The sequence below is a fragment of the Acidiphilium sp. JA12-A1 genome (genome assembly GCF_000724705.2).
Taxonomy (GTDB): domain Bacteria; phylum Pseudomonadota; class Alphaproteobacteria; order Acetobacterales; family Acetobacteraceae; genus Acidiphilium; species Acidiphilium multivorum.
This window is the reverse complement of the sequence record NZ_JFHO01000004.1, coordinates 248686-261859: the sequence shown is the minus strand read 5'-3', so window position 1 is coordinate 261859 and position 13174 is coordinate 248686. Positions and strand designations below refer to the sequence as shown.

Genomic DNA, 13174 nt, shown 5'->3' with positions numbered 1-13174 from the left:
ATCTGAGCACGACCTTCGTCCCGTCGGCCATGACGCTCAGCGCGATATGGATCGCCTTGTTGCGGACCACGCCCTCGTCGCGGATCTTCACCCGGATGGCATCGAAGAATACCAGCGGATAGACCGGGTCCAGCGGACGCTGCTGCCAGGATGTCACCTCGTCCAGAACCGCATCGGTGATCGTGCTGATCAGCTCCGCCGAAGCATCCATGCCGTAGATCTCGCGCAGATGTTCCGCGATCTCCCGGGTGCTCATCCCCCGCGCATACATCGAGATGATCTTGTCATCGAAGCCTGGAAACCGGCGCTGGTATTTGGCGATCAACTGCGGATCAAAGCTACCCGCACGGTCTCGCGGGATCGCAATCTCGATCTTCCCCGTGCCGGTCGACACCGACTTGCGGCCATAGCCGTTGCGGCTGTTCTCCGCCTCCGCTTCGTCACTCAGATGGTAATCCATCTCCGCGCTCAAGACCCGCTCCGCCAGGGCTTTCTTCAGCGCGTTCACCAGGTCCCCAGAATTCAGCGCTGCCGCCGCGTCACCACCAGCCAGAAGCTGGTCCAGCAAATCGCCCGGGATCGCCGGTGCCGTCCGTCGTGCCATATGGGCCTTCCTTTCTGCCCATTATCCAAACCACACACCAAATTCAGGATAGTGCCGACGCCTGCGGGACCAATGTCTCAGCGAGGCGCTGTTCACCTCGCTATCCCATGCACGGCTCGTCCTCATTGTCTGGCAACACGGCTACAATACCGGAGGCCGTACTCGAAACTGGGCGGAAAGGCCCCCGCCAAGATCATCGGCCAACGTATTTGGAGGCATGCCCCCAGACGCGTTGCATTCACCTCAAACAACCATCATGAAGGAACAAGACTCTACCCTTGGTCGGCAACAATCGGGGGAGCAGGTCGTCTTGGCCATTGTCACGGTTCGGTTAACGCAGCACTGGCGAAGCTGGGCGGATTAAGGTCTTATCCGACCATGAACCATCATGTCGCCGCTCTTGTGGCCCGATTGCATGAGCAACCCTCCCATACCGGATCGCTTATCGTAACGCTGTTCGGGGATGCTCTGCTACCACGCGGCAGCGCCATTGCTCTCGCTACCATACTCGACCTGTTCGAGTCCCTTGGCATTGGCCCGGGTGTAATACGTACCGCTATCTCGAGGCTTGCCGCTGATGGCTGGCTGGTGGCGAGCCGCCGTGGCCGTTCGAGTTACTACCGGATCGGCCCGTCACGCCGCGGTGAGTTCATCCGCGCCGCGCGACATATCTACGGTCGGCCTCGTGGCACAGCAGCTCGGAGCCTGATCATCGCCCTCCCCGAGCCAGGACCGGGCCGGGAACCTGCACGCGAGCGGTTCAACCGACTCGGCTTTGCCTCATGGCAAGGCATACTGCTCGCTCCGGACCGGCCGTTGCCACGCTCGCTCGAAGCTGGGAGCATCGTTCTTCGAGCAACCGGCGGCCCGGAATCACTGCGCCGACTGGCGGCGCGGGCCTGGCGACTGGATGCCTTGTGCGATCACTACAAGGGATTTCTTGCCATTTTCGGCGGGCTTACGGCCGACGCCCCGGCTTTCGATCCGCGCGATGCGCTGCTGGCCCGGCTGCTGCTGATCCATGACTACCGGCGGATTGTGCTGCGGGACCCGCGTCTGCCGGCTACTTTCCTACCGGAAGAGTGGGCCGGCGACGGGGCGCGCCGACTCTGTGCCCAACTCTACGAGGCGCTACTCGATGCATCGGAGCTCTGGCTGAGCCATAACGGCGCGACCGAGACAGGCGCGTTACCGACGGCAGATTCAACTCTGCGCCATCGTTTCGCGGACCTGCGCGGGCACGTCTGATCCCACCCGCCCGCTTGGCCTGGCCCCACCGAGGAACAAGCCGACAGCACGGGCAATCCGGGCATCGATTTCGGCACGGCTACGGGCCTTTCCGATGCCCAAAAGCATTTCGATGTGGATATTACCGATCGCCATCCCGTAAAGCATGTGTGCCGCCTCTTCGGGATCGTCGATGGCGAGGGATCCGCTGGCGGCACTGGCGGAAAAATAATCCCGCAGCGCATCACGGCACGGCTTTGCCCCCTCCCGATCCAGCAGGCGGGAGAGCGTCCGGCCATGCATGTATTCCGCCATGATCAGCCGGGCAAGTGCGATAATCGACGGGCTCAACACGTGGTGCGCCCACAAGCGGAGCATATCGTTCAATACGTCGTCCACCGGCCGCCCCTCGGTCTCAATGCCGGAAACATCAAGAGGGCGACGGCGGCGCTCGAGCAGAGCGGTGAACAGGTCTTCCTTGGAGTCCACAAGCTGATAAAGCGTTCGCTTCGACATGCCGGCCTCCGCGGCAATATCGTCCATCGTCGCGGCATGATACCCCTTGCGAAGGAACACCCGTTCCGCCGTCTCGATCAGCGCATCGCGCCGTTGCCGCGCCGCATCTGCGGCGTCGCGCCGGCGGCAAACTCGTGTGACAATACCCATCAGCCAGTTCCTCGCCTTCTTCTCCCATCGCAGGAACATTCATGAATTTCAATATTAAATCGGCCTCTTTTCGATATCTTGACGCATCGGCAGAAAACTCTGTAGTTTCCACTTGTCCACTGAGGAGGCTCCCGCGTGCAGGCTGGCGGTTCTGTCCGCGTTCAGTTCAGGCACGCCAGGTACTGCATATCATGAACTTTTCCGATATCCTGCTTCATCGCCGCGTCCGGCTGGCAACGGTTCTGCTCGGCACCACGCTGCTCGCGGGTTGCGCGGTCGGCCCGAACTATCACCAGCCCGCGGCCCCGAAGCTGCATAGCTACACCACAAGCCGACTGCCCAACAGCACGGCTTCGACCTCCGGCGCAGGAGGAACTGCGCAGCATCTCGTGATCGGCCAGAAAATCGCTGGCGAATGGTGGACGCTCTACCATTCGAAACCACTTGATACGCTGATCCGTAAGGCTCTGGCGAACAATCCGAGCCTGAAATCGGCCCAGTACACCCTGCTGGCCGCACGCGACACCGCCCGAGCAGCCGAAGGCGGGTTTTTCCCTTCAATCTCTGGAAGTTTCCAGGCCGAACGAGTGCGCAGCGGACTGGGAACGACGGGCCTCGGCTCTGCCGGCGCCGGCCTCACCTATTCGCTGCGCAACGCCTCCGTCGCGGTATCCTATGCGCCCGACGTGTTTGGCGGCACACGGAGGCAAGTCGAAAGCCTGCATGCTCAGGCCGAACAGCAGCGATTCGCACTTGAGGCTACCTATCTCTCGCTCACTGCCAACATCGTCACCGCCTCGGTTACCGAAGCTTCGCTGACCGCCCAGATCGAGGCGACGGAGCGGATCATCCGCGCGGAGAAAGGACTGCTCGACATTCTCGACCGTCAGGTGGCGCTTGGAGGCATTCCCGAAACCAACGCGATCACCCAACGCACCCAGCTGGCCCAGACAGAAGCAACACTACCGCCTCTGCGCAAGCAGCTCGCGCAGACACGGGACCAGCTCGCAGCCTATGAAGGAGTTCCTCCGAGCCGCTTCCACGCAGCCGATTTCACCCTGGCCGATCTCGCGCTGCCGGAAAGCCTGCCGGTGAGCCTCCCCTCCGCGCTGGTACGCCAGCGCCCAGACATTCGCGAGGCGGCAGCGGTCTTGCACCAGGACACGGCGCAGGTCGGCGTCGCCACCGCGAACATGCTGCCGCAAATCACCCTTTCCGCCGGCATCGGCCATGAAGCGCTGGACGGCCAGGCCCTGTTCGCTCCGCAGACCCTGTTGTGGAATCTTGCCGCCGGCATCACCCAGCCCTTCTTCGAGGGTGGCACGCTGTTCTACAAGCGCCGCGCCGCTGTTGCGACCATGAAGGCAGCTGCCGAGACCTATGAGAACACGGTCGTACTCGCCTTCCAGAACGTGGCGGACGCACTGGAAGCCCTGCATTACGACGCCATCGCGCTTGCGGCGGACACTGCGGCCGAGCACGACGCGCAGCGCAGCCTCAATCTCATCGAGCGTCAGTTCCGCCTCGGCGGCGTGCCCTACACCTCGGTGCTGACCGCCGAGCAAACCTACGAATCGGCCGTCATCACCCGCATCAAGGCCACTGCCCAGCGCTATGCCGATACGGCGGCGCTGTTCCAGGCTCTCGGTGGCGGCTGGTGGCACCGGCATGACGTGAAGAAGCAAGTCGAAACCTGCTGTGGAGTATTGCCATGACGGCGCCCGCCCCCGGAACCGCCAGCGAAACACCCGAGCACAAGACGAAGAAACCCTCGATCCTGCTGCGCATGATCGTGATGCTCGTGCTTGCGGCCCTCGTGCTCGGCGCGATCTTCGGCTTCGGCGCGTTCCGCGACGTGATGATCGCGAAATTTATCGCCACGCTGAAGAACCCGCCGCAGACGGTCGCGACCATGGTCGCGAAGGAAACACCGTTCCAGAATACCGAGACGGCCACCGGCAGCCTCGTGGCGCTTCAGGGAGCCGCTCTCTCGGCACAGGTCGCTGGCATCGTCAACACGATCGACTTCAGATCGGGCCAGGACGTGAACAAAGGCCAGCTCCTGCTCACCCTTCGTCCGAACAACGACGATGCCGTGCTCGCACAGCTGGAAGCGACGGCAAAACTCGACGCGATCACCTATCGGCGTGATCTCGCCCAGTATCAGGCACGGGCGGTGAGCGCGCAGACTGTCGATACTGACCGGGCCAATCTCGCCAGCGCCGAAGCGCAGGTGCGCAGCCAGAAGGCGCTGATGCAGGAGAAAAGGATTTACGCGCCATTCTCCGGCAGAATCGGCATTCGCGCCGTCGATATCGGTGAGTTCCTCGCCGCTGGCACAACCATCGCCACGCTTGAGCAGCTCAACCCGATCGCCGTCGATTTCTACCTGCCGCAGACCGCATTGCGGACGATTCGGCCGGGCATGAAGGCCGACATTTCCGTGGACGGATTCCCCGGCATCGAGTTCAAAGGAAAGATTACGGCGCTCGATTCCGCCGTCGGGACAGCAACGCGCATGATCCAAATCCGTGCGGTGCTGACCAATCCGCATGAGGAACTCCGACCCGGCATGTTCGCGCGGGTCAGCATTGATGTCGGCGCGCCGCAAAACGAAATCACCTTGCCGAAGACGGCAATTGCCTACAATCCTTACGGCGATACTGTATTTCTCGTGAAACCCGACAAGCGGAGCAAGACGCACAAGTCTGCCGAACAGGTTTTCGTGACCCTGGGACAGACGCGCGGCGATCAGGTCGCCGTGCTCAAGGGCCTCAAATCGGGCGACGAGGTCGTGGTCGCGGGCCAGATGAAGCTGAAAAACGGCACACCTGTCGCGATCAACAACAAGATCCTGCCGCAGAACCTGCCCAATCCCTCCGTGCCGAACGAATAAGCGCACGCCATGAAAAATCTCACGACCCTATTCATCCGGCGGCCTGTGCTGTCGATCGTGGTCAGCGCTGCGATCCTCGTGCTCGGTCTGCGCGCGCTCGCCGGGCTTCCTGTCCTCGAATATCCGAAGACAGAGAACGCGACGATCACGATCACCACCACCTATCCGGGCGCCGACCCGAACACCATTGCCGGCTTCGTGACGACGCCGATCGAACATGCGATCGCACAGGTCAACGGCATCGACTACATGACCTCGCAGAGCCAGACCTCGACCAGCACGATCAAGGTCTTCCTCATCCTCAACTACAATCCGGACAAGGCGCTGACCGAGATCCAGGCTCAGATCCAGTCGGTTTTGAACCAGTTGCCGTCGGGTACACAGCAACCCCAGCTCAAGCTGCAGGTGGGCCAGCAGCTCGATGCCATGTATATCGGCTTCAAGAGCAACGTCCTGTCACCGAACCAGATCACGGACTATCTCACCCGAGTCGTGCAACCGCAGTTGCAGTCGGTGCCGGGAGTGCAGACGGCGGAGATTCTTGGCGCGCAGAACTTTGCGATGCGGATCTGGCTGGAGCCCGCGAAGCTCGCGGCCTATGGCCTGACCGCGACCAATGTATACGATGCGCTTGCCGGCAACGATTTTATCAGCGCGCTTGGCAACACCAAGGGCACGATGACCCAGGATACGCTGACGGCATCGACCTCGCTGCACAGCGCCGCCGCGTTCCGCCGTCTGATCGTCAAGCAGTCGGGTGGCGCAATCGTGCGGCTCGGCGATGTGGCGCGGGTGAAGCTCGGCTCCGACAGCTATGATGCCGAAGTCGCCTTCGACGGCAAGCCGGGTGTCTATATCGGCATCCAGGTCGCACCCGCCGCCAACCTGCTCTCGGTAATCAGCGGCGTCGAGAAGCGCTTCCCGGAAATCCAGAAGCAGTTGCCGGCAGGGCTCGACGGCGCGATTGTCTACAACTCGGCGGCCTTCGTGAACGCCTCGATCCATGAGGTGGTCGCGGCACTGATCGAGGCTCTGCTGATTGTCGTGCTCGTGGTTTTCGCCTTCCTTGGCACGCCGCGATCGGTGTTTATCCCCGTGATCGCGATTCCGCTTTCGCTGATCGGCACATTCGCGGCAATGCTGATGCTCGGCTTCTCGATCAATCTGCTGACGCTGTTGGCCCTCGTGCTGGCAATCGGCCTGGTGGTGGACGATGCGATCATCGTTGTCGAGAACGTCAACCGCCATCTCGACAACGGCGAAACGAAACTGCACGCCGCGATCAACGCCGCCGCCGAACTCGCCAACCCGATCATTGCGATGACCGTCGTTCTCGCCGCGGTCTATGTGCCGATCGGCTTCCAGTCCGGCCTGACCGGCGCCCTGTTCACCGAGTTCGCCTTTACCCTGGTCTCGGCGGTGACGGTGTCGGCGATCATCGCGCTCACCCTCTCGCCGATGCTCTCCTCCCGCCTGCTGCATCACATTCCGCGCGACGGCACCGACTGGGAAGCCCGCCTCGTTCACTTCATCGACAAACTCTTCAACACGGTGCATCGGCGCTACATGCGGATGCTTCGCAGCAGTCTGCGCACCCTGCCGGTCACGCTCGTCTTCGGCGCCATCGTGCTCGGCAGCATCTATTTCCTCGCCGCCGGGGCGAAGAGCGAACTCGCGCCGCAGGAAGACCAGGGCGTGGTGATCCTCTCCTCGACCTCGGCGCCGAACGCCACCCTCCAGCAGAAGCTGCTCTGGGACCGGGAGTTGAACCGGCTGATGATGTCGCACAAGTCGGTCGGCCATACCTTCCAGTTCGAAACGCCGACCTTCGCGATCGCCGGCATGGTCCTCAAACCCTGGACGGAACGGACGAAGTCGGCAACTGCATTGCAGAACGAAATCCAGAAGCAGGCGGCAGAGGGTGTCGCCGGCCAACAGATTGTCGCATTCCAGCCCCCACCGCTTCCTGGCTCGCAGGGTCTGCCGGTGCAGTTCGTGATCAAGACGACCGATCCGTTCAGCGCCCTCAACGGCGTGGCGCAGAAAGTGCTGGCCGGAGCGCTGAAAACCGGCAAGTTCATCTTCCTGCAAAGCGACCTGAAGATCGATCAGCCGCAGGCCACCGTCGTGATCAACCGTGCCAAGGCGGCCACTCTCGGGCTCGACATGAGTCAGGTTGGCGCCGCGATGGCACAGGCGCTTGGCGGGCTTTACGTGAATTATTTCAGCCTCGACAACCGCTCTTACAAGGTGATCCCGCAGGTCACCCAGGCAAGCCGGCTGAACGTGTCACAGTTGCTCGACTATCCGGTCGCCAACATCAACGGCGTCCCGATCCCGCTTGGCGCGATCGCAACCATCCGCAATGAGGTCATCCCGGAATCCGTCAACCACTTTCAGCAGTTGAACGCCGCAACGATCCAGGGTGTCGCAGCGCCGGGCGTCTCCACCGGCGAGGCGGTGAAGGTATTGCAGCAGATCGCGGCGAAGGATCTTCCGAGCGGGTACGAGGTGGATTACGGCGGCCCGATGCGTCAGTTCATCCAGCAACAGGGCGGCTTCGTCGCGACATTCGGCTTCGCGGTGATCGTGATTTTCCTTGCGCTCGCGGCACTGTTCAATTCGTTCCGCGATCCGCTCATCATTCTGGTTTCGGTGCCGATGGCCATCGTCGGCGCGTTGATCTTTATCTATCTCGGCTTCGGGCTCAGCCTGAACATCTATACCGAGGTGGGTCTGGTCACGCTGATGGGACTGATCAGCAAGCACGGCATCCTGATCGTCGAGGTCGCGAACGAAGCGCAACTCGCCGGCATGACCAAGCGCGAGGCGATCGAGCACGCGGTCGGCATCCGGCTGCGGCCGATCCTGATGACCACGGCAGCCATGGTGCTGGGCGTACTGCCGCTGATCATCGCCAGCGGCGCCGGCGCGGCCGCCCGGTTCAATATGGGCATGGTGATCGCCGCAGGCCTTTCGATAGGCACACTTTTCACGTTGTTCGTGCTGCCCGCGGTTTATATGGTGGTAGGTCAGAAGCATCGTACGGAGGATGAGGTCAGCCATGGCTGACCTCATGTAGCGTGAGGCGGCAGCATGACCCGGACGGAGATCACGATCGGCGAGGCCGCGGCGCGGAGCGGCGTTTCGGCCAAGATGATCCGCCATTACGAACGGATCGGCCTGATCACGCCGCCGCTGCGCGGCGAAGCCAACAATTACCGTTTTTACGATGAGCGGTTGGTGCACGAGTTGCGCTTCATTCACCGCGCCCGTGACCTCGGCTTTGCCATCGTCGATATCCGGGCATTGCTTTCGCTCTGGCGCGACCGTAACCGCCCCTCTCGCGACGTGAAGGCCATCGCCGTTGCCCATATCGCCGAACTCGAGGCGAAAGCAGCGGCGCTACATTCCATGAGCGCGGAGCTGAGGCGCCTCGTTGAAAGCTGCCATGGCAGTGACAGGCCGGACTGCCCCATTCTCGAAGAACTGGCAAACCCCGGAAGTTGAACGCCGCCGGTCATTCTTTCCTTTGATTCAAGCCTTCGCTGCGGCTTATGATTTGCTCTGGATAATCCGTCGGAATACGACACCGGGAGGAGCGCACATGGCGCGATACGGCGCGCAAGGTCAGCGCCACTGATGAACCGCGTTGCCGGCTGGATCGGTACCCGGCTTGCACGCTTTCTGTCCGCTCCCACGCACGGCCACGCCATCGCCCCGGCAACGGATATCGGCCAGCTTGTTGCCTGTCTCCAACCCGCCGACGTGGTGCTGGTAGAGGGTCACAGCCGGTTCAGCATCGCCATCAAGTATCTGACCCAGTCCACCTGGTCGCACGTCGCGCTTTATGTCGGCCTGCGGCGGCGCCTGCCGGATACGCCTCCCGAACCGTGCTTTATCGAAGCCGATGTGGTCGAGGGCGTGCGGATGGTGGGGCTCGAAGCATTCAGAGATTATCATCTGCGCATCTGCCGCGCGGTCGGCCTGTCGGAAAGCGAACGACAGCGCGTGATCGATTTCGCACTATCCCGCCGCGGCGCCCGCTACGATCTGCGGAACGTATTCGATCTTCTACGCTACATGATCCCGACCCCGCCGGTGCCGGTGCATCTGCGCCGCCGCCTCATCGCCTTCGGCGCCGGTGACCCCACGCGCGCGATCTGCTCGACACTCGTCGCACAGGCCTTCCAGTCGGTACTTTATCCGATCCTGCCGATGATCGGCCCAAACGACTCGCACGCACATGATTGCGATATCTGCGTCGCCGAAATTCTCCGCGTGCGCGATCATCAACTCTTCGTGCCACGCGACTTCGATGTCTCGCCCTATTTCGAGGTGGTGAAGCCCTCGCTCGTCGGCAACCCCGGCGCGATCGAGGCGGCGCGCGACGCACTCCGTGGGCCGGATGGCACCGGCCGCCGCCTCTGGCGTTAGGCAAATCGGCTTGCTGCCGCCCGGAGCCAGCTCCGGGCGGCAGCAAGGTCAAGATCAGTGGTTGTCGCGCGGCACACCAAAACGCTCGGCGACGCGCTGATATTGCGGAGCATTCTCCAGCACAGCACCGGTTTCGAGCTGGCCGGTGAAACGGCGATGGATTTCCTGCCAGGGCGTCTGGTTGACCAGGTCCGGCAAGGTCAACGCCGCCCGCCGCGCCGCAAGCTCGGCCTCGTCGATCAGGATGTTGGCGCTGCGATCCTTGAGATCGACGCGGATAACATCGCCGGTCTTGAGCAGTGCAAGGCCGCCGCCCACCGCCGATTCCGGCGAGGCATTCAGGATCGAGGGGCTTCCCGAAGTGCCGGACTGCCGGCCATCACCAATGCAGGGCAACTGGTTCACGCCCTGACGCACCAGTGCGTCCGGCGGCAGCATGTTCACCACTTCGGCCGAACCCGGATAGCCGATGGGTCCGCAATTGCGGATCACCAGGATGCAGTTTTCATCAATGTTCAGCGTGGGATCGTTGATCCGGTGGTGATAATCTTCCGGCCCCTCGAAGACGATCGCGCGTCCCTCGAAAGCGTCCTCATCACCGGGCCGGCGCATGTAGCGGTCACGGAATTCCTCTGAAATCACTGAGGTCTTCATGATCGCGCTGGAAAACAGGTTGCCGCTCAGCACGGCGAAGCCGGCATGTTCGGCCAGCGGATCGTCGAAGCTGCGGATCACGTCGGCATCAATGCTGCGCTTCCCGGCGTTCTCCTCGCCCATGCTGCGGCCGCTCACGGTCAGTGCGTCGGCGTGGAATTTGCCCTGGCGGATCAGCTCGCCGATCACCGCCGGCAGCCCGCCCGCACGGTAGTAGGACTCGCCAAGATACTTGCCCGCCGGCATCATGTTGACCAGAAGCGGAATCTCGTAGCCGATCCGGTCCCAGTCCTTGATGTCGAGTTCGACGCCGATATGCCGTGCGATGGCGATGACGTGCGGCGGGCAGTTTGTCGAGGCACCGATCGCCGAGGCGCAGACGATCGCGTTTTCGAACGCCTTGCGCGTCAGGATCTTCGACGGCCGCAAATCCTCGTGGACCATCGCGACAATCCGCTTGCCTGTCTCGTAGGCGATCTGCGCGCGTTCGCGGTAGGGCCCCGGGATGGCGGCGCAGCCGGGCAGCGACATGCCAAGGGCCTCGGCCATCGCGTTCATCGAGGATGCCGTGCCCATCGTGTTGCAATGGCCAACGCTTGGCGCCGAGCCGGCCACCATGTCGATGAACTTGTCGTAGTCGAGCTGGCCAGCAGCGAGCCGCCGCCGCGCTTCCCACACGACGGTGCCGGAGCCCACCAGTTCGCCCTCGAAATGCCCATCCAGCATCGGCCCGCCAGACAGCACGATGGACGGCAGATCCACCGTTGCCGCCCCCATCAGCATCGCCGGCGTGGTCTTGTCGCAGCCGGTGGTGAGCACCACGCCGTCCAGCGGATAGCCGTAGAGCACCTCGACCAGTCCGAGATAGGCAAGATTGCGGTCGAGCGCCGCAGTCGGCCGCTTGCCGGTTTCCTGGATCGGATGCACCGGAAACTCGATCGGCACGCCGCCCGCAGCACGGATTCCATCCGACACGCGCTTGGCGAGTTCGAGATGATGCCGGTTGCAGGGCGACAGGTCACTGCCCGTCTGCGCGATGCCGATGATCGGCTTGCCGGATTGCAGTTCCTCGCGCGTCAGCCCGTAATTGAGGTAGCGCTCGAGATAGAGCGCCGTCATGCCGGGATTATCCGGGTTATCGAACCATTGGGTGGAGCGGAGACGTTTCGGGGTACTGCTCATGGCGGGTTCCTTCAGTTCGACCAGCCGCCGTCGATCACATGGGCGACGCCTGTGGTAAATCGGGACTCGTCGGATGCGAGATAAAGCGCGAGAGAAGCGATCTCCTCCGGCATGCCGAGCCGCCCCATGGGCTGGCGGGCGATGAATTCGGCCTCGATAACGGCTTCATCGACTTTGCGAGCCGCGGCAAGGGCCGCGATACGTCCGCGCAGTGACGGGCTCTCCACCGTACCGGGGCAGATGGCATTGCAGCGCACGCCCTGCGTCACGTAATCCGCCGCGACCGATTTGGTCAGCCCGACAACGGCGGCCTTCGACGCGCCATAGGCAAAACGGTTTGGTACACCCTTGATGGACCCGGCGGCCGAAGCGACGTTGATGATCGATCCTCCGCCGCCCTCCAGCATCCCCGGCAGAAAGGCACGGATCATGTGGAACATGGCGGTAACGTTTAGATCGAAGGAAAAGGCCCAATCGCGCTCGGAACACTCCAGCACGGAGCCGTGCGCGACAAAACCTGCGGCATTCACCAGAATGTGAATCTTGCCCAGCGAGGACGCAAGCGCTCTGATTGAGGTATCCTCCAGCACGTCCAGCTGCACGGTCTCGGCACCAGTCAGCCCGTCGAGTAGCTTCGGATCACGATCGGTCGCGATCACCTGTGCCCCTTCGCGTATCAGCGCCTCGGCAATCGCGCGGCCGATACCCTGCCCCGCGGCGCTCACCAGCGCGGTCTTTCCCGCTACTCGCCCGAAATGTGCCATCTTGTCGCTGCCTCTCCTGCGCCGCCGCCCGCGTCGCAGGCAACAACTGTGATTATTACCGATAACGGACATCTTCGGCAACCGTCCGCCCCCCTATCTCGCCGGTCCGATGCGGACTATCTTCACGATATGGACAGCCGCACCGCGCTTCTCGTCATCGATGTCCAGACAGATTTTTGCGCCGGAGGTGCCCTTGCCGTACCGGATGGCGACGTGGTGGTGCCGGTGATCAACGCTCTTGCGCGGCACTACCAGACGGTCGTCATCACGCAGGACTGGCACCCGGCCGACCATGTCTCCTTCGCCAGCCAGCATCCGGGACGGTCTCCGTTCGAAACCATACCCCTCGTCTACGGAACGCAGGTGCTCTGGCCGGATCACTGCGTGATGGACAGCCCCGGCGCAGCGCTGCACCGCGACCTCCATATTCCCCATGCCGCAGTGATCCAGCGCAAGGGATTGAATCGCCTGATCGATTCCTATTCCGCCTTCCTGGAAGCCGATCGGACAACCCGCACGGGTCTCGACGGCTGGCTCGCCGCCCGCGGCATCGAGCGGGTCGATCTCTGCGGCCTCGCGACTGACTATTGTGTCGCCTGGTCGGCACAGGATGCGAGGCGCTTCGGTCTGGAAGCACGTGTGATCGAGCCGGCCTGCCGGGGCATCGATCTGGATGGATCGCTGGCGGCAGCGTGGCAGGCGATGACCGCGGCAGGCGTGGCGCGGATCGCCGCGGTCTGATAC

11 protein-coding genes and 1 pseudogene are annotated in these 13174 nt (G+C 62.8%); 8 read left to right on the top strand and 4 right to left on the bottom strand.

Features of this window, described 5'->3' with window-relative positions; genetic code table 11:
* Positions 1-604, bottom strand: a 604-nt coding sequence (locus RT91_RS01875; RefSeq protein ID WP_035185364.1) for an IS256 family transposase, incomplete at its 3' end; no start/stop codon positions are given.
* A gap of 52 nt (positions 605-656) precedes the next feature.
* Here RT91_RS01875 and RT91_RS22965 point away from each other — a divergent pair.
* Both RT91_RS22965 and RT91_RS01870 read left to right on the top strand, forming a co-directional pair.
* Positions 657-773: pseudogene (locus RT91_RS22965) on the top strand (integrase core domain-containing protein); the annotation flags it as partial.
* 209 nt (positions 774-982) lie between these two features.
* Positions 983-1852 carry a PaaX family transcriptional regulator C-terminal domain-containing protein gene (locus RT91_RS01870; RefSeq protein WP_011941273.1) on the top strand — a complete coding sequence of 290 codons (870 nt, stop codon included), beginning with the start codon at positions 983-985 and terminating at the stop codon, positions 1850-1852.
* On the opposite strand, the gene RT91_RS01865 is transcribed toward RT91_RS01870, so the two are convergent.
* Positions 1808-2536, bottom strand: a complete 729-nt coding sequence (locus tag RT91_RS01865; protein ID WP_035185362.1) for a TetR/AcrR family transcriptional regulator — start codon at positions 2534-2536, stop codon at positions 1808-1810. The two genes, RT91_RS01870 and RT91_RS01865, sit on opposite strands and share 45 nt — an antisense overlap.
* Before the next feature lie 152 nt (positions 2537-2688).
* Here RT91_RS01865 and RT91_RS01860 point away from each other — a divergent pair, with 152 nt between their 5' ends.
* The 5 genes from RT91_RS01860 (at position 2689) to RT91_RS01840 (ending at position 9830) form a co-directional block, all read left to right on the top strand.
* The gene (locus RT91_RS01860) at positions 2689-4212 is read left to right on the top strand and encodes an efflux transporter outer membrane subunit (RefSeq protein ID WP_035185359.1); all 1524 of its coding nucleotides are present in this window, start codon (positions 2689-2691) and stop codon (positions 4210-4212) included.
* Positions 4213-4313: 101 nt separating this feature from the next.
* On the top strand, positions 4314-5393 hold the full coding sequence (locus RT91_RS01855; RefSeq protein ID WP_233489974.1) for an efflux RND transporter periplasmic adaptor subunit: 1080 nt from the start codon (positions 4314-4316) through the stop codon (positions 5391-5393).
* Positions 5394-5402: 9 nt separating this feature from the next.
* On the top strand, positions 5403-8465 hold the full coding sequence (locus RT91_RS01850) for an efflux RND transporter permease subunit (RefSeq protein ID WP_013639183.1): 3063 nt from the start codon (positions 5403-5405) through the stop codon (positions 8463-8465).
* A gap of 24 nt (positions 8466-8489) precedes the next feature.
* Positions 8490-8903: a Cu(I)-responsive transcriptional regulator gene (gene cueR, locus RT91_RS01845; RefSeq protein WP_007422708.1), complete on the top strand. Its 414-nt coding sequence runs from the start codon at positions 8490-8492 to the stop codon at positions 8901-8903.
* A 132-nt stretch (positions 8904-9035) separates the two neighbouring features.
* Positions 9036-9830, top strand: a complete 795-nt coding sequence (locus tag RT91_RS01840) for a YiiX/YebB-like N1pC/P60 family cysteine hydrolase (protein ID WP_013639182.1) — start codon at positions 9036-9038, stop codon at positions 9828-9830.
* Between the two features lie 54 nt (positions 9831-9884).
* Here the strand turns inward: RT91_RS01840 and RT91_RS01835 are convergent, their stop codons facing one another.
* Both RT91_RS01835 and RT91_RS01830 read right to left on the bottom strand, forming a co-directional pair.
* The gene (locus RT91_RS01835) at positions 9885-11666 is read right to left on the bottom strand and encodes an IlvD/Edd family dehydratase (RefSeq protein WP_035185357.1); all 1782 of its coding nucleotides are present in this window, start codon (positions 11664-11666) and stop codon (positions 9885-9887) included.
* An 11-nt stretch (positions 11667-11677) separates the two neighbouring features.
* On the bottom strand, positions 11678-12430 hold the full coding sequence (locus RT91_RS01830; protein WP_007422711.1) for an SDR family oxidoreductase: 753 nt from the start codon (positions 12428-12430) through the stop codon (positions 11678-11680).
* Between the two features lie 129 nt (positions 12431-12559).
* Between RT91_RS01830 and pncA the strand changes: the two genes are divergently transcribed.
* Positions 12560-13171 (top strand): bifunctional nicotinamidase/pyrazinamidase, encoded by a 612-nt coding sequence (pncA, locus tag RT91_RS01825; RefSeq protein WP_035185355.1) that lies wholly within the window; start codon positions 12560-12562, stop codon positions 13169-13171.
* Positions 13172-13174 lie beyond the last annotated feature (3 nt).

Excerpts from the sequence above, each read along its gene's own strand:
- RT91_RS01870 (WP_011941273.1), top strand. The coding sequence starts at position 983 with ATGAACCATCATGTCGCCGCTCTTGTGGCCCGATTGCATGAGCAACCC.
- RT91_RS01865 (WP_035185362.1), bottom strand. The coding sequence starts at position 2,536 with ATGTTCCTGCGATGGGAGAAGAAGGCGAGGAACTGGCTGATGGGTATT.
- RT91_RS01860 (WP_035185359.1), top strand. The coding sequence starts at position 2,689 with ATGAACTTTTCCGATATCCTGCTTCATCGCCGCGTCCGGCTGGCAACG.
- RT91_RS01850 (WP_013639183.1), top strand. The coding sequence starts at position 5,403 with ATGAAAAATCTCACGACCCTATTCATCCGGCGGCCTGTGCTGTCGATC.
- cueR (WP_007422708.1), top strand. The coding sequence starts at position 8,490 with ATGACCCGGACGGAGATCACGATCGGCGAGGCCGCGGCGCGGAGCGGC.
- RT91_RS01840 (WP_013639182.1), top strand. The coding sequence starts at position 9,036 with ATGAACCGCGTTGCCGGCTGGATCGGTACCCGGCTTGCACGCTTTCTG.
- RT91_RS01835 (WP_035185357.1), bottom strand. The coding sequence starts at position 11,666 with ATGAGCAGTACCCCGAAACGTCTCCGCTCCACCCAATGGTTCGATAAC.
- RT91_RS01830 (WP_007422711.1), bottom strand. The coding sequence starts at position 12,430 with ATGGCACATTTCGGGCGAGTAGCGGGAAAGACCGCGCTGGTGAGCGCC.
- pncA (WP_035185355.1), top strand. The coding sequence starts at position 12,560 with ATGGACAGCCGCACCGCGCTTCTCGTCATCGATGTCCAGACAGATTTT.